The organism is Pseudomonas sp. HD6515 (genome assembly GCF_024971855.1).
In the GTDB taxonomy this organism is placed as follows: Bacteria; Pseudomonadota; Gammaproteobacteria; order Pseudomonadales; family Pseudomonadaceae; genus Aquipseudomonas; species Aquipseudomonas alloputida.
The window spans coordinates 2,499,655-2,517,897 of the sequence record NZ_CP079827.1 but is presented as its reverse complement, the minus strand read 5'-3'; the positions used below and the strand labels follow the sequence as shown (position 1 = coordinate 2,517,897).

General features: G+C 62.9%; 16 protein-coding genes. 3 read left to right on the top strand and 13 right to left on the bottom strand.

Annotated elements, in window-relative coordinates; translation table 11 throughout:
- Positions 1 to 5 precede the first annotated feature (5 nt).
- The 5 genes from KW568_RS11575 to KW568_RS11555 form a co-directional block, all read right to left on the bottom strand.
- Positions 6 to 2,105, bottom strand: a complete 2,100-nt coding sequence (locus KW568_RS11575) for a bifunctional diguanylate cyclase/phosphodiesterase (RefSeq protein ID WP_004577501.1) — start codon at positions 2,103 to 2,105, stop codon at positions 6 to 8.
- A 160-nt stretch (positions 2,106 to 2,265) separates the two neighbouring features.
- Positions 2,266 to 2,760, bottom strand: coding sequence for a GNAT family N-acetyltransferase (locus tag KW568_RS11570; protein ID WP_004577502.1), 495 nt, complete (start codon positions 2,758 to 2,760; stop codon positions 2,266 to 2,268).
- Between the two features lie 117 nt (positions 2,761 to 2,877).
- Positions 2,878 to 3,813 (bottom strand): catechol 1,2-dioxygenase, encoded by a 936-nt coding sequence (catA, locus tag KW568_RS11565; protein WP_003256110.1) that lies wholly within the window; start codon positions 3,811 to 3,813, stop codon positions 2,878 to 2,880.
- Positions 3,814 to 3,856: 43 nt separating this feature from the next.
- Complete coding sequence (catC, locus tag KW568_RS11560; RefSeq protein WP_003256111.1) at positions 3,857 to 4,147, bottom strand: muconolactone Delta-isomerase; 291 nt, start codon at positions 4,145 to 4,147, stop codon at positions 3,857 to 3,859.
- Positions 4,148 to 4,164: 17 nt separating this feature from the next.
- A complete protein-coding gene (locus tag KW568_RS11555) occupies positions 4,165 to 5,286 on the bottom strand; it encodes a muconate cycloisomerase family protein (RefSeq protein WP_004577503.1) in 1,122 nt (373 codons plus the stop codon).
- A gap of 135 nt (positions 5,287 to 5,421) precedes the next feature.
- On the opposite strand from KW568_RS11555, the gene catR reads away from it, so the two are divergent.
- The 3 genes from catR (at position 5,422) to KW568_RS11540 (ending at position 8,607) form a co-directional block, all read left to right on the top strand.
- Positions 5,422 to 6,294 (top strand): HTH-type transcriptional regulator CatR, encoded by an 873-nt coding sequence (gene catR / locus KW568_RS11550; RefSeq protein WP_004577504.1) that lies wholly within the window; start codon positions 5,422 to 5,424, stop codon positions 6,292 to 6,294.
- A 245-nt stretch (positions 6,295 to 6,539) separates the two neighbouring features.
- A complete protein-coding gene (locus KW568_RS11545; protein WP_004577505.1) occupies positions 6,540 to 7,307 on the top strand; it encodes an SDR family NAD(P)-dependent oxidoreductase in 768 nt (255 codons plus the stop codon).
- A 28-nt stretch (positions 7,308 to 7,335) separates the two neighbouring features.
- Complete coding sequence (locus KW568_RS11540; RefSeq protein WP_004577506.1) at positions 7,336 to 8,607, top strand: D-arabinono-1,4-lactone oxidase; 1,272 nt, start codon at positions 7,336 to 7,338, stop codon at positions 8,605 to 8,607.
- Positions 8,608 to 8,653: 46 nt separating this feature from the next.
- On the opposite strand, the gene KW568_RS11535 is transcribed toward KW568_RS11540, so the two are convergent.
- The 8 genes from KW568_RS11535 to KW568_RS11500 form a co-directional block, all read right to left on the bottom strand.
- Positions 8,654 to 9,451, bottom strand: coding sequence for a helix-turn-helix transcriptional regulator (locus tag KW568_RS11535; protein WP_004577507.1), 798 nt, complete (start codon positions 9,449 to 9,451; stop codon positions 8,654 to 8,656).
- 115 nt (positions 9,452 to 9,566) lie between these two features.
- Entirely contained in the window at positions 9,567 to 10,799 is a 1,233-nt protein-coding gene (gene eutH, locus KW568_RS11530) for an ethanolamine utilization protein EutH (RefSeq protein ID WP_004577508.1), read from the bottom strand.
- Positions 10,800 to 10,952: 153 nt separating this feature from the next.
- Positions 10,953 to 11,801, bottom strand: coding sequence for a helix-turn-helix transcriptional regulator (locus KW568_RS11525; RefSeq protein ID WP_004577509.1), 849 nt, complete (start codon positions 11,799 to 11,801; stop codon positions 10,953 to 10,955).
- A 53-nt stretch (positions 11,802 to 11,854) separates the two neighbouring features.
- Positions 11,855 to 13,267, bottom strand: coding sequence for an aminotransferase (locus KW568_RS11520; RefSeq protein ID WP_004577510.1), 1,413 nt, complete (start codon positions 13,265 to 13,267; stop codon positions 11,855 to 11,857).
- Between the two features lie 34 nt (positions 13,268 to 13,301).
- Positions 13,302 to 14,405 (bottom strand): polyamine ABC transporter substrate-binding protein, encoded by a 1,104-nt coding sequence (locus KW568_RS11515; RefSeq protein ID WP_003256117.1) that lies wholly within the window; start codon positions 14,403 to 14,405, stop codon positions 13,302 to 13,304.
- Between the two features lie 496 nt (positions 14,406 to 14,901).
- A complete protein-coding gene (locus KW568_RS11510) occupies positions 14,902 to 15,603 on the bottom strand; it encodes an NAD(P)H-dependent oxidoreductase (protein ID WP_004576441.1) in 702 nt (233 codons plus the stop codon).
- A gap of 43 nt (positions 15,604 to 15,646) precedes the next feature.
- Positions 15,647 to 17,059 carry an aldehyde dehydrogenase family protein gene (locus tag KW568_RS11505; RefSeq protein ID WP_003256120.1) on the bottom strand — a complete coding sequence of 471 codons (1,413 nt, stop codon included), beginning with the start codon at positions 17,057 to 17,059 and terminating at the stop codon, positions 15,647 to 15,649.
- Positions 17,052 to 18,242 (bottom strand): pyridoxal phosphate-dependent aminotransferase, encoded by a 1,191-nt coding sequence (locus tag KW568_RS11500; RefSeq protein WP_003256122.1) that lies wholly within the window; start codon positions 18,240 to 18,242, stop codon positions 17,052 to 17,054. Before KW568_RS11500 ends, KW568_RS11505 begins: the two co-directional genes overlap by 8 nt.
- Between the last annotated feature and the right edge of the window lies 1 nt (position 18,243).

The following is an 18,243-nucleotide window of genomic DNA, read 5'->3' as shown; positions in this document are numbered from 1 at the left end:
GCAAGTCATTGTTCTTGCGTGATGACCTGCTTCAACCGCTCGCTCGCCGGTGCCGGCCGCCCATAAAAGTAGCCCTGGAAGTGCGAACAGCCTTCCGCCGCGAGCCGGCGCATCTGCTCCTCCGACTCCACGCCTTCGGCCGTGGTCTTGATCATCAGGCTGTTGGACAGCTCGGTAATGGCGCGAATGATCGACATGGCCTCGCGGCTGTCGCACATGTCATGCACGAACGACTTGTCGATCTTGATCCGGTCGAACGGGAACGAACGCAGGTAGCCCAACGATGAGTAGCCGGTACCAAAGTCATCCAGTGAAATGGACACGCCCAGGTCTTTCAGCGCGCGCAAGGTGCGTACGTTTTCCTCGCTGTTGCCCAGCAGTACCGACTCGGTAATTTCCAGCTCCAGCCGCTGCGGCGGCAGGCCCGAGTCGGCCAGCGCGAGGGCGACGGTATGCACCAGATCGCCGTTCTTGAACTGCACCGCCGACAGGTTGACCGACACCGTCTGCTCACTCTCCCAACTGGCCGCCTCCTGGCAGGCCAGATTCAGCGCACGGTTGCCCAACTCGTGGATCAACCCGGTTTCTTCGGCAATGGGGATGAAGTCCATCGGCATGACCATGCCACGGGTCGGGTGCTCCCAGCGCAGCAGCGCCTCATAACCGGTAACGCTGCTGGTCTGATGATCGACTACCGGCTGGTAGTGCAGCTGCAACTGCCCCAGGTGCAGCGCTGTGCGCAGGTCGGTTTCCACCAGGCGGCGCTGACGGGCGGCAACGTCCAGTTCGACATCAAAGCATTCATAACGATTACGGCCGTTACGCTTGGCTTGGTACAGGGCCATGTCGGCGTAACCCAACAGTTGCTCTGCCTGGTCATTGTCATCAGGCGCGATGGCGATGCCGATGCTCACCCCCACCACGAACTGATGCCCTTCGATCTGGAATGGCGGGCTGATGGCCTTGATCAGGCGCTGCGCGGTATTACACGCGGCATCCCGCCCCTCCAGGCCCGTCAGCACCACGGCAAACTCGTCGCCACCCAGGCGGGCCAAGGTGTCGTGCTCACGCAGTTCGCGGCGCAGACGCTTGCCCAACTCGCGTAGCAACTTGTCACCAAACGCATGGCCAAGGGAGTCGTTGATGTTCTTGAAGTTGTCCAGGTCCAGGCACAGGGCAGCCGTCAGCTTGGCGTTTTCGCTGCCGCGCAACAGGGCCTGGCGTAGCCGTTCGTGGAACAGCGTACGGTTGGGCAGCCCGGTGAGCGCGTCATGGTGCGCCATGTGATGGATCTGCGCATGGGCGGCCAGCTCTTCGGTGGCGTCTTCAGCCACGAACAACACGTAATCGGCCTGCCCTTCGCGGCTCTGGCTGAGCAGGGTACGGCTGCGCAGGGTGCGAGGGCCACGGGCGGTCTCGACGCGCGTTTCGGCGGCGTGTCCCTTGGTGCTGCGGGCACCCCGCACGAATTGCTGCTCCAGGTAGTCACCGGCAGCCGGCGCCAGGCATTCCTTGGGCAACTGGCCGATCATGCTGCGCTGCGGCCCGCCGAACAGGCGTTCGGCCTGCTGGTTGGCCAACAGGATGCGCTGGCTTTCCAGGTCCTGGACGATGACGCTCGCGGGAATGTTGGCAATCACCGAATCGAGAAACTGCGAAAGCTTGGCCATCTCCTGGCTGTACTGCTCGGCCAGCTCTTTGGCCTGCAGCAGTTCGAGCTCCTGGCGGTGGCGTTCGGAAATGTCGCGGGTGACCTTGGCGTAACCCACCAGTTGCCCGGCATCGTCGTACACCGCTTCGATGACCACATGGGCGTGGAAGACCGTCCCATCCTTGCGCAGGCGTGCGCCCGTTTCTTCAAAGCGTCCGGTGCTGCGCGCCTGCTCCAGGTTTAACGCCGGCAACCCGGCTACGCGCTCGGCATCGGTGTAGAACAACGAGTAATGCTGGCCGACGATTTCCTCGGCACGGTACCCCTTGGCGCGCTGGGCGCCGGGGTTCCAGTTGGCGACGATACCTTCAGGGGTGAGCAGGTAGATGGCATAATCCACCACGCTCTGGATCAACAGCCGGTACATGATGTCGGGGTTTGCTGCGAGCGACATGAACTTTACCTGAACCTTCGAAGCGCATGAAAAGGGACCCCGGCAAGCGGCGGCCGGGTCTTGGAAAGCAATGGTGGCATTATGCCGCTCGTGAGCATTTTGTGAAGCACATCACAAAAATGGCACTATCCCTTATCCGCACCAACGAAAAGGCGCCCCCTCAATGGCGGGTGCCGGTCACCAGGAAATTGAGCAAGTCCGGCTCATCCCCCAAGGCGATAGCCTGCGCCGGCCGCGGCAGGCTCGCCAGCACGGCATTGCAGAAAGCCACGGCGGGCAGATCCTGCGCGTAGCAACGCAGCAGCCAGTCTCCCTCGCCACTCAGCAACTGCAACGCCACCGCTTGGCCGATGCCCTGGCGACGGTACTTCTTCAAAATAAACAGGTCGGCAAGTTCCTGCGCATCGATGCCAGGCAGTTCGCTGCGCTCGACCAGGACGAAACCGGCGATGAATCCGTCCACCAGCACCAGATACGCGCCCCAGCCGTCGTCCTGCCAGTAACGTTGCAGGTGCTCCTCGTGGATGTAGAAACGGCCATCCGCCTCGACGTCTTCCTGCTCCCAGTCGGAGGACTCGTAGCAATAGAACTGGTAGAGATTGCGGATCAGCAAAGCCTGGTCGAGGGTGGTTGGCAGCAGCGCGATGGGGAGCATGGTGTGGGAGGCCTGAACAAAAAGACGATTCTAGATCACCCGCCCCTGGCGACAAAAAGCCCGGGACCTCCCCGCACGGAAAGCCCCAGGCAAAATCACAGTGACACAACCTTGAACTCAGCCCTCCTGCAACGCCCGCGGCCGATGGCTTCGCGCCTCGGCGTCAGGCGACTTGGCACCCTGTAAGCGGAAGTCGAATGACAACTCGGCAAAGCGCTCTGCTTGCACGCCGCGGTCGCGCGCCGCCGCCGCATCCTCGACAAAACGCAGTTCGCCGATCAGCCCGTCACGGGTGGCATAGGCAAAGTCGTCCCACAGGTACTTGTCGCCCGCAAAGTTGATCTGCGTGGTCAGGTGGCGGTGCCCCGGTGCCGAGATGAAGAAGTGCACGTGCGCCGGGCGCTGGCCATGGCGGCCGAGCAGGTCCAGACATTCCTGGGTTGGCCCCTGCGGGTCGCAGCCATACCCCGACGGTACGATCGAGCGCGCGCGATAACGGCCCTCGGCATCGGTAATGATACGCCGACGCAGGTTGAACTCGGACTGTGTCGAATCGAAGTACGAATAGGTGCCCTGGGTGTTGGCGTGCCACAGGTCGACGGTGGCACCGGCCAACGGTTTGCCGTCGGCATCGAACACCTGGCCCTGAAGGAACATCACCACGCCTGGGTCAGTGCCGTCGTCCATGCGCACTTCGCCCTCTGCCAGTGGCGCCCCGGCAACGTACAACGGGCCTTCGATGGTGCGCGGGGTGCCGCCGCCAAGGCCGGCTTCGGCATCCTTGGCGTCCTGCAGCAGGTCGAGGAAGTGCTCGATGCCCAGGCCAGCAGCCAGCAGGCCTGCCTCGTTACGGCCGCCCAGGCGGTTGAGGTAGTCCACGGCGTGCCAGAACTCGTCCTCGGTGATGTCCAGGTCTTCGACCAGGCGAGCGGTGTCTTGCAGCACACGCAGAATGATCTGCTTGAAGCGCGGGTTTCCTTCGGCATGGTCCAGGCCAGCCACCCGGTTGAAGAAGGCTTGAATGTCGGCAGTGTGGGAAATTTTCACGGTCATCGTGCTTACCTCGTATTGTTCTTGTCAGGCATACAGGTGCGAATCAGCGATCGTCGCTGTGAATAGACGAGGGATGCCGACACAGGCCGTCGACCTCGATGTCCATGTACGGGAACAGCGGCAGCTGCATCAGCGTGTCATGCAACGCTTCGACGCTGGGCACATCGAACACGCTGTAGTTGGCGTAATGCCCGGCAATGCGCCACAGGTGGCGCCAGGTGCCTTCGCGCTGCAGGCGCTGGGCCAGTTCCTTTTCATCGGCCTTGAGCTGGGCGGCCTTGGCCGGGTCCATGTCGACCGGCAGCTTCACGGTCATCTTCACGTGGAACAACATGGTTATCTCCTTGCTTGTCAGCGACGAGCGAAGCGCGCCAGGCGCTGTTCGTCCAACGTCAGGCCCAGGCCTGGGGTATGGGGGATGTGCAGCTGGAAGTCGCGGTATTGCGGCGGCTCGTTGACGATCTCCTCGGTCAGCAGCAGCGGCCCGAACAGCTCTGTACCCCAGGTGAGCTGGCGCAGGGTGAGGAATGCGTGGGCCGAAGCCAGGGTGCCGATCGAACCTTCGAGCATGGTGCCGCCGTACAAGGCAATGCCAGCGGCCTCGGCGATCTGTGCAGTGCGCAGCACCGCGCGCGGGCCACCATTCTTGGCGATTTTCAGGGCGAAGATGCTGGCGGCGCCGTCGGCGGCCAGGCTGAAGGCGTCCTCGACGCTTTCGATCGACTCATCGGCCATGATCGGTGCCGGGCTGCGCTGGTTCAGGCGCACCTGGCCACCGCGGTTGATGCGCGAGATGGGCTGCTCGATCAGGTCGATGCCGTTGTCGCCCAATACCTGGCAGGCGCGGAGGGCCTGGGACTCGTCCCAGTACTGGTTGACGTCGACCCGCACGCTGGCGCTGTCACCCAGCTCGCGCTTGATCGCGACCACGTGCTTGAGGTCGTGCGCCACCGGGTTGGCGCCGATTTTCAGTTTGAACACCCGATGCCGGCGAATGTCCAGCATGTGCTGAGCTTCGGCGATGTCGCGGGCGGTGTCGCCGCTGGCCAGGGTCCAGGCCACCTCCAGGCTGTCACGCACGCGGCCCCCCAGCAGTTCGCTGACCGGCAGGCCCAGGCGTTTGCCCTGGGCGTCGAGCAAGGCGCTTTCGATGCCGGACTTGGCGAAGGTGTTGCCCTTGGCCAGCTTGTCCAGCTTGAGCATGGCGGCATTGATGTTATCTGCCGGCAGGCCGATCAGCGCCGGGGCGAGGTACGCGTCGATGTTGGCCTTGATGCCTTCGGGGCTTTCGTAGCCATACGCCAGGCCACCGATGGTGGTGGCTTCACCGATGCCTTCCACGCCATCACTGCAGCGCAGTCGCAATACCACCAGGGTCTGCTGCTGCATGGTGTGCATCGCCAGCTTGTGCGGGCGAATGGTCGGGAGATCGACGATAATTGCATCTATGTGTTCAATCAGCGCGCTTGTCATTGTTGCCAGGTCCCGTCAGGTCGGGCTTACAGTCGTAGGCCCGAGTGATGCGTTTACTTGATTGTTGAAGGATTGCGCGAGACCCTGACGACCGTCCAATATCAAATGAATCTCCCACCATACCCTGGAGGTCTGATGGAGCTGCGCCACCTGCGTTACTTCAAAGTCTTGGCCGAGACCCTGAACTTCACCCGCGCCGCCGAGCTGCTGCACATCGCCCAGCCACCCCTGAGCCGGCAGATCAGCCAGCTGGAGGACCAGCTCGGCACCCTGCTGGTGGTGCGCGAACGTCCGCTGCGGCTGACCGAGGCCGGCCGTTTCTTCTACGAGCAGACCTGCACCGTGCTGCAGCAGTTGCAGAACATCAGCGACAACACCCGCCGCATCGGCCAGGGCCAGCGCCAGTGGCTGGGCATCGGTTTTGCGCCCTCTACCCTGTACACCGTGCTGCCGGAGCTGATCCGCGAACTTCGCCAGGACAGCGAGCTGGAACTGGGCCTGAACGAGATGACCACACTGCAACAGGTGGAGGCGCTGAAAAGCGGGCGTATCGACATTGGCTTCGGCCGCATTCGCATCGACGACCCGGTGATTCACCAGCAGGTGCTGTGCGAGGACCCACTGGTGGCCGTGCTGCCCAAGGGCCACCCCCTGGCGGGCAGCCCGCTCAGTCTGGCCCAGCTGGCTGGCGAAGCGTTCATCCTCTACCCGGCCAATCCCCGGCCCAGCTATGCCGACCACGTGCTGGCGCTGTTCGCCCACCACGGCATGAGCATTCGTGTCAGCCAGTGGGCCAACGAACTGCAGACCGCCATCGGCTTGGTAGCGGTTGGCGTCGGTGTGACCCTGGTGCCAGCATCGGTACAGCAGCAGCACCGTCCCGATATCGAGTATGTCGGCCTGCTTGATAGCGGCGCCGTCAGCCCCATCATCCTCAGCCGGCGCAAGGGTGATGTAAGCCCGATCGTGCAGCGGTGCCTGACGTTGATCGAGCAACAGGCACTCTGAACACACCATGCACCTTGTGGGAGCGGACGCGCCGGCGAACACGGGCAAAGCCCGTGCTATGCACCGGTTCTCCTGCTTCGCGGGCAGGCCCCACAGGGACTCTATAGCCCTACCCCATTGCCTATGCGTGCCCCGTATACCCATCGGTATATGGATGTTCCCGATGATCTGTTTCATGCTCCGGCACGCGAATCGCGAAACGCCCGGGCTCAAGACAGTCAATCAAAAATCATCGGGAGTCGAACATGGCTGGACGTCTTAACGGCAAGGTGGCGCTGATCACTGGCGGTGCGGGTGGCTGCGGGCTGGCCGCATCGGAGCTGTTCGCGGCAGAAGGGGCAATGGTAGGCATTGTCGACCTGCCCGGCAGCAAGGGCGCCGAAGTTGCAAGGCGATTGCGTGATGCAGGTTACCAGGCCATCTTCGCCGCCGCCGATGTCTCGGACGCACAACAAGTGAAGGCCGCGGTGGCGGCCGTAGAAGAGGCATTCGGCCACATCACCGTGCTGATGAACCACGCGGGCATCCTGTCGGCCATGCCCTTCCTGGAAACCAGTGAAGAAGAATGGGACCGGATCATGGCCGTGAACGTGAAGAGCATGTTCCTGGTCACCGGCGCGGTGTTGCCGGGCATGCTCGCGGCCGGCGGCGGCAGTATCGTCTGCACTTCATCCATCTCGGCAGTGGTGGGCACGCCGATGGAGGTGCTGTATTGCACCAGCAAGGGTGCCACCCATATGTTCGCCCGGGCTATCGCTGTGGAGTTTCGCGACCGAGGCATTCGCGCCAATGCCATCTGCCCGGGCTTCATCGCCACCGCCCACGGCCTGCGCGAGATCGATATGTTGCGCAAACATGGCGTGGACGTCAGCGAACAGGCCATCGCTGCCGCCCAGGGGCGCTTGTGCCAACCCTCGGAAGTCGCCAGCGCAGCCTTGTTCCTGGCCAGTGACGACGCCAGTTTCGTAAACGGTGCGCACCTGTTTGCCGACAATGGCTACACCGCCCTCTGATTACAAGAACAACCGGCAGGAGAACGATGTGAGCACCTCTTCCAACAACATGCATATCAACGAATTCGGCCTTGAACACGCGCACTGGCGCAACTGGGCCGGTAACCAGTCCTGCATCCGTACAGCACGCGGAGCACCGGCCAGCGAGGACGAACTGTGCTCAATGGTCAGCCAGGCCAGCAGCAATGGCATGAACGTGCGCGTGGCCGGCTCGGGGCATTCCTTCACCCCGGTGGCACTGACCAATGGCCTGCACCTGACCCTGGCCAACATGAGCGGCGTACGCCATATCGACCACGAGAGGAAGCGCGTCACCGCTGCCGCCGGCACCACCATCAATGCCTTGGGCAAGACATTGCGTGCCGCCGGGTTATCAATGGTCAACCAGGGCGACATCGACAGCCAGTCGATTGCAGGCGCATTGACTACCGGTACCCACGGCACCGGTCTGACCCTCGGCAACCTGGCCTCGTCGATTGTCGGCATGAAGCTGGTGCAACCCAATGGCGAAATACTCGTGGTCGACGAAAGCACCCCTGACCTGCTACAAGCGGGTCGGGTGTCGCTGGGCGTACTGGGCATTGTTTCCGAACTGACCTTGCAGGTGACCGACAGCTTCAACCTGCACGAGCGCATCTGGCGCGAAGACTTCGAAAGCGTGATGGAAAAGCACGACGAACTGGCACGCAAACACCGCCACTTCAGCTTCTTCTGGTGCCCCTACGAGCAAAGCCGGCATTGCTATTGCCTACCCGATACCGCCGCCACCTCTACAAGCGGGCGCACCACCGATGTCTGCGAAGTGAAGGTCATGGACATCACCGGCCACCCGATCTGGGAAAGCGAGTTCGAGAAAGTGGCCTACAGCTCGGATGTGTACCCGATCGAGTACCTGCCCAACTTTCACGAGCTGGAATACGCTGTGCCGTTGCGCCACAGCAAGGAAGCGTTGCGGGCCGTGCGCAAGCTGATGCTGGAGGACTTCCCCAAGGCCATCTACCCCATCGAGTACCGCTTTACTGCCGGTGACGGGGCGTGGATGAGCCCATTCTTCGAGCAGGACAGCGTGACCATTTCGGTGTCCGGCCAGCCGGGTACCGACTATTGGGACTATCTGCGGGTGGTGGATCAGATCCTGCGTTCCTATGGCGCCAGACCGCACTGGGGCAAGCTGCATTTCCTGACGGGTGAAGATGTGAGTGCAATATACCCGCGGGCCGAGGACTTCCGTAAGCTGCGCCGCCAGCTCGATCCGCAAGGGATCTACCTCAGCGAGCACCTGAGTCCGCTGTTCAGGTGACCTGTACCTGATACAGCAAGGGGCTGCTTTGCAGCCCCTTGCTGTATCAGCCCTTGGCCAGATAATCGATAAACAGGCGAAACAGTTCGGCGTTGGATGAAATTTCCAGGCGCTGATAGATGTTGTGCTTGTGCACCTTTACCGTCCCATCGGAAATATTCAGCTGCCGCGCAATCGACGCATTGCTGTGCCCCTGTAACAACAACTTGGCGATAAGGCGCTGGGTTTCAGTCAGTTGCCCTTGCAAGATCTCTACGAAGGCGTCCTCCAGCACCACCCCCTCTGGTGCTGCGCGCAGGATATCAGCGTAACGCAATCGACAGTGCTGACCAAAAACCGAAGCCAGCAGCGGCGACATTGCAGCCAACAGGTCCATTTCTCCTGCACCGAAATCCCCGCTGCCGTGGTTGCGCATCAGCGAATAGACGATCGCCAACCGGGGCCGAAGGGGAATGATGAAGCCCACCTCATCCACCGCCGTCCCATAGTCGGACGACACGCAGGGGTGGATGTCCTTGGAAATGGCAAACCCTGAAGAGAAGAAGCAGTCAGGTGCCAGTTCGCTCATGCGCCATAGCCCGGATGGGTGCTCGTTGACGCAAGCAACGTAGAACGGGTCAAGCAGGTAGCCGCCGCGCACGTAGGCGTTCAACGTACGCTCCGTGACCGTACGGTTGTACCCGTTATGCACCAGCAGTGCTGGTTGATTGAACTGGAACAGGTAGGCGCAACTCATGTCGAACGTCAGCTTGCTGCGCAGCCACGCATCCAGCGCCGGTCCCAGCTGTTCGCTGCCGATCGCCTCGATCACCGCTGCCAACTCGTTTGCCTCATCTTTTGTCATTGTTCACCACACGCTCATGCACCGAAGGCCTGCATGACCTTACCGCCTTGATCGGTTAAAAACACAAAATCCGGAGCGCCCAGGACGCTCCGGATCATGCGCATGACGCTTTTGCTCAGGACGGCTCGGCCACCCCCTTGCAGACACCTGCGGCAGCGTCCTGACGCCCCAACTCCTGCGCCTTGGGCACCGCCAGCCAACTGGCCAGCAGCATGGCGATCAGGCCGCCACTGAGTTTGCCTATCATCAACGGCAGTATCAGCGAGGGCTGGAAGTTGGCGGAGAAGGCCATGTGGTCGCCAAAGGTGAACGCGGCGCACACAGAGAAAGCGATCACCAATACCTTGTCCTTGGGCGGCATTTCGCTGACCAAGCGAAACATGGCCAGGATATTCGCCGAGGCCGCCAATACCCCGGCCGCACCGACACCAGACATGCCAAAGCGCGAGGCCACCCGTTCGATTGGCCGCGCCAGGAAGCGCTTGAGCAAGTGCACCATGGGGAACGCCCCGCACAGCATCAGGCCGATGTAGCCAGCAATTTCCAAGGCGCGAAACTGATCATCGGCATCGGCGATGATCGGCGCAAAACCCCAGCTGCCGAACAGGTGGCTGAACAGGCCGGTGAAGTACTGCACGATGGACGCTACCAGCACCAGAACCACGGCGATGTACATGAACTGGCCGAGCTTGAGGAACAGGTACACCATCAGTGTGGGGAAGTAGCGCAATGCTGCTGCCAGGGCAATGCAAAACAGGATCAACGGCATCAGGTTGCGCAGCAGCATTGCCCAGGTGAAGTGCAGTGCCTGGGTAGCGGCGCCAGTGGTAGCGATGTCCGGACGCACGCTCAGGCCAAGCGCCTGCATGGTCATGGCAATGATCATGATGCTCAGCGGAATGGTCAGCAGCCCGGCCATGATCCCCAGTGCCATGTACTTGTGGTCGGCCTTGCGCAGCATGGCCAACCCGACCGGAATGACGAAGATGATGGTGGCGCCGCACTGAAAGCCGGTGATCAGGCCGAGGATCCAGCCTTCCTGGCTTTGCGCCAGCGCTTTGGCTAACTGGTAGCCGCCCATGTCCGAGGCGATGAAGATGGGACCGGCGATGCCAGGGTCGGCCCCGATGGCCTGGAACAGTGGCGCGATCACATGACTGATACCAGCTGAAATGTACGGGATCGCCGCCATGATGCCGGCTACCGGGATAAAGATGGGGCCGATGCTGTGCAGGCCGGCGATGAACTCCTGGCCCAGTTCGCCTTCGGGGTTGTAGATGGATGCCACGGCACCCAGTACCGCGCACACCATGATGACGTAGATGACATAGGTGCCGATGCTTTCCATTTGCCGCCTCATTTTTAGAGTTTTGGGTTGGCAGGACTGAAATGTAACGGGGCATCGTTGTTGTTATGGCTTGAGCATGGCGCGCCCCGTCGAGGGTTAAGCTATGCGGCAAGGTGCAGGGCTGTCCATATACCGGGAGGTATAGAAAATTGATCACCGCGTTACGCTAAGGATTTCCAGCTGATCACCGCGTAACCAGTCGATGAACCGTGCAAACAACTCCGATTGCGAGTTGATCCCGAGCTTCATGTACAGGTTCTTGCGGTGCATGCGCACGGTCTCCGGCGAGATACCCAGCTCCTGCGCAGTAGATTTCACCGAGTGCCCGCGCAAGATCATGTGGGCCACTTCGCGCTCGCGGTCGGTCAGCACCTGGCAGCCAAAGCTGTCGAACGCTGCCTGCAGGCTGCCGCGCTCGGTTGATGCAGCGCCCGGTTCCAGGTTGTGCCGGGCATAGCGCCCAAGCAGTTCGCGCACCATCGGCTCCAGCGCACGCAACAGGTCGACCTGCCCGGCATTCAGGCGCGTGCCGCTGCAGCCCTGGAACAGGCTCAGCGACAGCTTGCGGCCTGCGCTGAGGTCGACGATGTAGTAGCTGTCTTCACTGCAACCTGTACCCAGGTAATAAGCCTTGTAGTAGTCGCTGTCGAAGAAGTTGTCGGGGGCGATTTCCTGCAGGTGGTAGAAGCCTTCGGCCAGGCCGCTTTGCACGGCAAGGCAGAAAGGGTCCAGCAGGTAGCCGGCGCTGAAATAGCGCTCCAGCACGGCAGCCCGGTGCAGTTCAGGAATGCCTTGCTGGTACAGCAACTGCGGTGCCCGCCCCTGGCACTCGAGGCTGATCATCATCGACTCCACCTGCACCAACTGGCCGATGGCAGCGGCCACATACTCCAGCGCCTCGGGGGTTTCGCCATGGGCCAGGGCGCGCTGCAACGCCACGTGCCACTGCTGCAGCGCGCCCATTGTGAGGGTAAGCGGGGTATCGGGGGAGGCCTGGGTCATGCCCGGCAGTCTAGCCTGCCAGGCACGCCCGCGCACAGCCCTTTGCGCCAGGTTCATCGGCCCTGGTACAGGCCAAGCGCCGTGAGTTCACGCGCGGTTTCGAGGATGCACTGGCGCAGGGTCTCGACGATCTCGTCCACCTGCGCATGGGTGATGATCAACGGTGGCGACATCACGTTCAGGTGCATGATCGGGCGCACCAGCAACCCTTTTTCCTGCGCCTTGCTGTGGATGCGCTCGCCGATGTTCACCTCATCGGCGAACAGTGCCTTGCTGGCCTTGTTGGCGACGAATTCGACACAGGCCATCAGCTTCATGCAGCGCACATCCCCCACCAGCGGCAGATCGCGCAGGCTCTGCAAGCGTTGCTCAAGGTAACCACCCACATCCTTGACATGATCGAGCAGTTGCTCGCGCTCGATGATCTCGATGTTCTTCAGCGCCGCCGTGCAGCACACCGGGTGGCCGCTATAGGTAAACCCGTGGGTGAAGCAACGGCCCTTGCCTGGCTCGGCAATCACTTGCCAGATGCGCTCGGAAAAAATACACGCGCCCAGCGGCAGGTACGCCGAGGTCAGGCCTTTGGCGGTGGTGATGATGTCTGGGATGACGCCAAACAGTTCCTCGCTGGCGAAGAAGGTGCCCAGACGCCCGAACGAGGTCACCACTTCGTCGGCGACGAACAGGATGTCGTAGGTCTGGCACAGCTGCCACATGCGCTGGAAGTAGCCCTCGGGCGGAATGATCACCCCGCCCGAGCCCATGATCGGCTCGGCGAAGAACGCCGCCACGTTGTCGGCACCCAGCGACAGGATCTTGTCCTCGAACTCGGCCACCAGGTAGTCGAGGAATTCGGCCTCGTCCATGTCGTGCGGGGCACGGTACGGGTTGGGGTTGGAGACGTGGTGGATCAGGTCGTGGTGATAGTCGAACTCCGGCACCCGGTCGGCGGCCTTGTTGCCGATCGACATGGTCAGGGTGGTGGAGCCGTGGTAGGCGTTGTAGCGGGCGATGATGTGCTTCTTGTGTGGCTTGCCGCGGCAGTTCTGGTAGTACTGGATCAGCCGGTAGGCGGTGTCGACAGCGGTCGAGCCGCCGGTGGTGAGGAACACATGGTTCAAGTCGCCCGGCGCCAGCTGCGCAAGCTTCTGGCACAGTTCGATGGCCACGTCGTTGGCCATGTCGGAGAACGGGTTGGAATACGCCAGCTGGCGCACCTGGTCTGCGATGGCCAGGGCCATTTCCTCGCGGCCCAGGCCGATGTTGGTGCACCACATGCCGCCGACGGCATCAAGGAAGCGGTTGCCGTGGGTGTCACGAATGTAGGCGCCCTCACCGGCGACGATGTTCAACGCACCTTGCTCGCGGTGCTCGTCGAACACATGGTAGCCGTGCATGTAGTGGGCCTTGTCGGCCTCCACCAGCGGGTCGTGGGCGATAGCGAATGCTTTGCTTGGGGTGGCCATGGGCAGCTCCTTGGCGAGAATGTTTGGGCAGTGTTCAGAAACCGGTCTTGACCGTGCTCCAGACCCGGGTGATGGCGCGCATGTCCTTGGGGCTCTGGGTTTTCTGCGCGAACAGGCGCTCACGGGTTTGTGCGTCGGGGTAGATGGCCGGGTCCTGGCGGATGTCGTCACGCACCAGCGCGGTGGCGGCGGCGTTGCTGTTGGCGTAGTGGATGTAGTCAGTGACCTTGGCCATGGTCTGCGGCTGCAGCAGAAACTCGATGAAGCGGTGGGCGTTGGCCGCGTGCGGCGCATCCTTGGGGATGTACAGGTTGTCGAACCAGATCAGCGAACCTTCCTGGGGGATGAAGAACGACAGTTTGATGTCCTTCTTCGCTTCCACCGCGCGGGCCTGGGCGGTGGCGTAGTCACCGGACCAGGTCAGCGCCAGGCAGACATCGCCGTTGGGCAGGCTGGTGAGGTAGTTGACCGAGTCGAACTTGCGAATGTAGGGGCGGATGCCCAGCAGCAGTTGCTCGGCCGCCTTGAGGTCGGCAGGCGACGCGCTGCGTGGGTCCTTGCCCAGGTACTGCAGGGCCAGCGGAATGACCTCGGTGGGCGCGTCCATCAGGGTGACGCCGCAGTCGGCGAAGCGCGAGACGATCTTGGGGTCGAACAGCATGGCCAGCGAACCGATCGGCGCGTCGGGCATGCGCGCGGTGATCTTGTCGACGTTGTAGGTGACCCCCGAGCTGCCCCAGGTATAGGGCGCCGAGTACTTCAGGCCAGGGTCGTAGCCCTGCAGGTTGTTGACCACCTGCTGATCGAGGTTTTGCCAGCTAGGCAGTTGCTGCTTGTCCAGTGCCTGGAACACGCCGGCGCTGATCAGCGGGGGGACCAGCGAGGCGTTGAGCATGACCAGATCGTAGCCGGAACGGCCGGTGAGCAGTTTGGTCTGCACGGTTTCGTAGCCATCGAAGGTGTCGTAGATGACCTTGATGCCGGTGGCCTTCTCGAAGTCGGCCAGGGTGGTTTCACCGATGTAGTCGGTCCAGTTGTACAACCGTAACGTGTTACCACTGTCCACCTCTGCCGCCTGGGCCAGGCTGGCGCCAGACGCCAGCAGCAGACCGCCAATCACCTTCAGTACCTTGCGCATGGCAACTCCATCGTGTGAGTGCTCCGGATCGAGCCGATGGGTTCACTATCGGTGGATTCGTCCAGGGGTGACATACCCCGAATGTGTGGGTGGTCGTTTTTGGGCAGGTGGCGCTGGAAGGTTTGCAGAACATCGTATGCCGACAAAATGTTGGGGCTGCTTTGCAGCCCTTTCGCGACACAAGGCCGCTCCCACAAGGACGGCGCAGCCTTCGAAGCTGGTGGTAATCCTGTGGGAGGACGGCGCAGCCTTCGAAGCTGGCGGTAATCCTGTGGGAGGACGGCGCAGCCTTCGAAGCTGGTGGTAATCCTGTGGGAGGACGGCGCAGACTTCGAAGCTGGTGGTAATCCTGTGGGAGGACGGCGCAGCCTTCGAAGCTGGCGGTAATCCTGTGGGAGGACGGCGCAGCCTTCGAAGCTGGCGGTAATCCTGTGGGAGCGGCCTTGTGTCGCGAAAGGGCCGCAACGCGGCCCCAGTGCTCAGTACAGGAGAAAGGTCACGTCAGCGGGTACAACGCTTCATCGAACTGCGCCAGGCGCGGGAACACCAGTGGCTGGTCGTCCGAGAGCTGCTCCAGACGCTGCCGGTATTGCTGCAGAAAGTCCTGCCGCGCAGCAGCACTGATGTAAGGCACATGCCAAGCCACGAACGGCGGCAGCACCTCGAACCCGACATAGGCCAGCGTGCCCCGCAGGATAGGCCGCAGCATGTCTTCCAACGGCCCGTGAATCGCGCCATCGCCAAACATGTGCTCGCGCCCGCCCAGGGTCACGGTCACCAGCGCCTTCTTGCCCGCCAACCCGCCCTGGTCGTAGAAGCGCTTGCCGCCATAGCACACCCCCGACACCAGCACCCGGTCGATCCAGCCCTTGAGCATGGCCGGGGCCGAGAACCAGAAGATCGGGAAGTTCAACACCAGCAGATCGGCCCACAACAGCTTGTCCAGCTCCTGCTGGATATCTGCGGCAATGGCACCGCGCTTGACGCCCTGACGCTGCTCCAGCGCATACACGAGGTACTCGGGGTTCTCGCGCTGGGTAAAGTCATCGGCACTGGCCACCGGGTTCCAGCCCATGGCGTACAAGTCACTGACCTGCACCTGATGACCTTGGGCACGGAAGGTTTCCACAGCCTGGTCACGCAGGGCTGCCGTGAACGATTGCGGTTCGGGGTGAGCGTGGACGATCAGTACATTCACAAGCATTCTCCTCACACAAAACAGGTTATCTTGCCGCAGTGGTTCAGCACTGCACCGCTTTGACCTCGACGAACTCCGCCAGGCCCTCCTCGCCCCACTCACGGCCGTTGCCCGACTGCTTGTAGCCCCCGAACGGCGCCTGGTAGTTGAACCCGCCCCCGTTGATGAAGCACTGCCCGGCCCGTATCTGCCGCGCCAGCGCCAGGCCGTGCTCGCGGCTGCCCGCCCACACCGCGCTGGACAGGCCGAACGGCGAGTCATTGGCCAGCGCCAGCGCCTGGGCCTCGTCGGCGTAGGGGATCAGGCACAGCACCGGACCGAAGATTTCTTCCTGGGCAATGCGCATGCGGTTGTCGACGTCGGCGAACAACGTGGGCGCCACGTAGAACCCGCGCTCGAAGCCGCCGTGATCACCACCGCACAACAAGCGCGCGCCCTCCTCCTGTCCCTGGCGAATGTAGTCGAGCACCGTGCGCCGCTGTCCTGCCGAACACATCGGCCCTAGGAAACTGGCGGGGTCACGCGGGTCGCCCATGACCAGTGCGCGGGTTTCGGCCTCGGCGATTTCCAGCGCCTCGGCATAGCGGCTGGCCGGCAGCAGCATGCGGGTCAGTGCCGTGCAGGTCTGCCCGGAGTTGATCATCACGTCCTGCACGCCATAACGCACCGCAGCGTGCAGGTCGGCATCGGCGGTAATCAGCAACGGTGACTTGCCCCCCAGTTCCAGGCATACCCGCTTCACCGTCGGCGCAGCCGCTTGTGCCACCCGCACCCCGGCACCGGTTGAGCCGGTGAACGACACCATGTCCACCTGCGGGTGCCGGGCCAGGGCTTCACCGACCTTGGCACCTGGGCCGCTGACCAGGTTGAACACCCCTGCCGGCAGGCCGATGGCGTCGATCATTTCGGCCAGCACAAATGCGTGTAGCGGCGTTTCCTGGCTGGGTTTGACCACCACCGTGCACCCGGCAGCCAGGGCCGGCGCCAGCTTGCCGATCATCTGGTGCAGCGGGTAGTTCCACGGGTTGATGAATGCGCACACGCCAACGGCCTCACGGTACACCAACGAGTTGCCGACTTCGCGCACCTCGTCCATCAGCCCGGCCAGTTCGGCGTATTGCTCCAACCCGGCAATCGGGCCTTCGACCTGCACCGCCTGGCACCACTGCACCGGCATGCCCAACTCGTCGGTGATGACCTCGGCCATTTGCGCCGCGCGGTTTTTCAGCTGTGCGACCAATGCCCGGATGTACCCGGCGCGCACGCTGGACGGTGTGCGCGACCAGCCATCGAAGGCCCGCCGCGCCGCCATCACCGCCCGCTCGACATCGGCCTCGGCGCCCAAGGGTACCCGGCCAATGGCCTGCTCGGTGGCCGGGTCGATCACCTCAGCCATGCCCTGCCCGCTCGGCACCTGCCAGGCGCCATCAATGTACAGCCGCGCGTACTCACGCATGGCCGTACTCCCGTTTCAGTTCGTCGGCGCAGCGGGCGATGCGCTGGCAGGCATCGGCCAGCGCCTCATTGCCCAGCACCAGGCCCAGGCGGATATGCCCGGCAGCGCTCGGGCCGAATGCCTCGCCGGCGAGCACCGACACGCCTTGGCTGTCCAACAGGTAGTCGGCGAAAGCCTGGGCGCTAAGGCCGGTTTCACGGATGTCGACCATCACGAACATGCCACCATCGGGCTTCAATGCCTTGAGGCCCGGGCAGCCGGCCAGCTGCTCGCACACCAGATCGCGCCGCTCGCGGTAGGCTTCGCGCATGGCGTCCAGCTCGGGCAACGGCTGTTCCAGCGCCACCACGGCGGCATCTTGGACGAAGTCCGGCAAGCCGTAGAGCATGCACAGGGCGAGGTTTTCCAGATGCGTGGCCAGTGCTGTCGAGCTGACCACCCACCCCATGCGCCAGCCGGTCATGGCATGCGACTTGGACAGGCTGTTCAACGTTGCAGTGCGCTCGGCCATGCCCGGCAGGCTGCCGGGGCTGACATGCTCGCCTTCATACAGCAGCTCGCTGTAGACCTCGTCAGAGATCAGCCACAGATCATGGGCAATGCACAGTTCGGCCAGCGCCTCCCAGGTGGCGCGCGGCAGGCTCGCCCCCGAAGGGTTGTGCGGGCTGTTCAGCGCCAAGGCGCGGGTGCGCGGGGTAATGCGCTCGGCGACGTCACGCGGGCACACGCGAAAGCCATTCTCGGGCTTGACCGGTACCGGTACCACCTTGGCGCCACAGGCGCCGAACACGGCCTCGTAAGTGACATACATCGGTTCGGCAACGATCACCTCATCGCCTGGGTCGAGTATGCACTGGGCCACGCAGAACAGCGCGCACTGGGCACCCGCCAGCACGGTCACCTGGTCGACGCTCACCGCCTGACCACTGCGCTGCCGGTGACGGTTGGCGATGGCCTGGCGCAGCGCCAGCTTGCCGCGTACATCGGCGTAATGGGTATGGCCAGCGCGCAGGCTGTCGATGGCCGCCTCGACAATCGGCGCGGGGGTGTCGAAGTCCGGGTCACCCACCGACAGCAGCAGGATGTCCTTACCCTCGGCCTGCAGCGCAAGGGCGCGGTAGTGGATGTCCCAGGCCGCAGCCCCGTCGCCGGCGATGCGTTGGGTAAGCTTGGCGTAGCGCATG

What these genes read in the sequence shown, in the direction of transcription:
- KW568_RS11545 (WP_004577505.1), top strand. Translation starts at nt 6,540, where the DNA reads ATGGCTGGACGTCTTAACGGCAAGGTGGCGCTGATCACTGGCGGTGCG.
- KW568_RS11525 (WP_004577509.1), bottom strand. Translation starts at nt 11,801, where the DNA reads ATGACCCAGGCCTCCCCCGATACCCCGCTTACCCTCACAATGGGCGCG.
- catR (WP_004577504.1), top strand. Translation starts at nt 5,422, where the DNA reads ATGGAGCTGCGCCACCTGCGTTACTTCAAAGTCTTGGCCGAGACCCTG.
- eutH (WP_004577508.1), bottom strand. Translation starts at nt 10,799, where the DNA reads ATGGAAAGCATCGGCACCTATGTCATCTACGTCATCATGGTGTGCGCG.
- KW568_RS11575 (WP_004577501.1), bottom strand. Translation starts at nt 2,105, where the DNA reads ATGTCGCTCGCAGCAAACCCCGACATCATGTACCGGCTGTTGATCCAG.
- KW568_RS11555 (WP_004577503.1), bottom strand. Translation starts at nt 5,286, where the DNA reads ATGACAAGCGCGCTGATTGAACACATAGATGCAATTATCGTCGATCTC.
- KW568_RS11520 (WP_004577510.1), bottom strand. Translation starts at nt 13,267, where the DNA reads ATGGCCACCCCAAGCAAAGCATTCGCTATCGCCCACGACCCGCTGGTG.
- KW568_RS11505 (WP_003256120.1), bottom strand. Translation starts at nt 17,059, where the DNA reads ATGCGTGAGTACGCGCGGCTGTACATTGATGGCGCCTGGCAGGTGCCG.
- catC (WP_003256111.1), bottom strand. Translation starts at nt 4,147, where the DNA reads ATGTTGTTCCACGTGAAGATGACCGTGAAGCTGCCGGTCGACATGGAC.
- KW568_RS11500 (WP_003256122.1), bottom strand. Translation starts at nt 18,242, where the DNA reads ATGCGCTACGCCAAGCTTACCCAACGCATCGCCGGCGACGGGGCTGCG.
- KW568_RS11570 (WP_004577502.1), bottom strand. Translation starts at nt 2,760, where the DNA reads ATGCTCCCCATCGCGCTGCTGCCAACCACCCTCGACCAGGCTTTGCTG.
- KW568_RS11535 (WP_004577507.1), bottom strand. Translation starts at nt 9,451, where the DNA reads ATGACAAAAGATGAGGCAAACGAGTTGGCAGCGGTGATCGAGGCGATC.
- catA (WP_003256110.1), bottom strand. Translation starts at nt 3,813, where the DNA reads ATGACCGTGAAAATTTCCCACACTGCCGACATTCAAGCCTTCTTCAAC.
- KW568_RS11515 (WP_003256117.1), bottom strand. Translation starts at nt 14,405, where the DNA reads ATGCGCAAGGTACTGAAGGTGATTGGCGGTCTGCTGCTGGCGTCTGGC.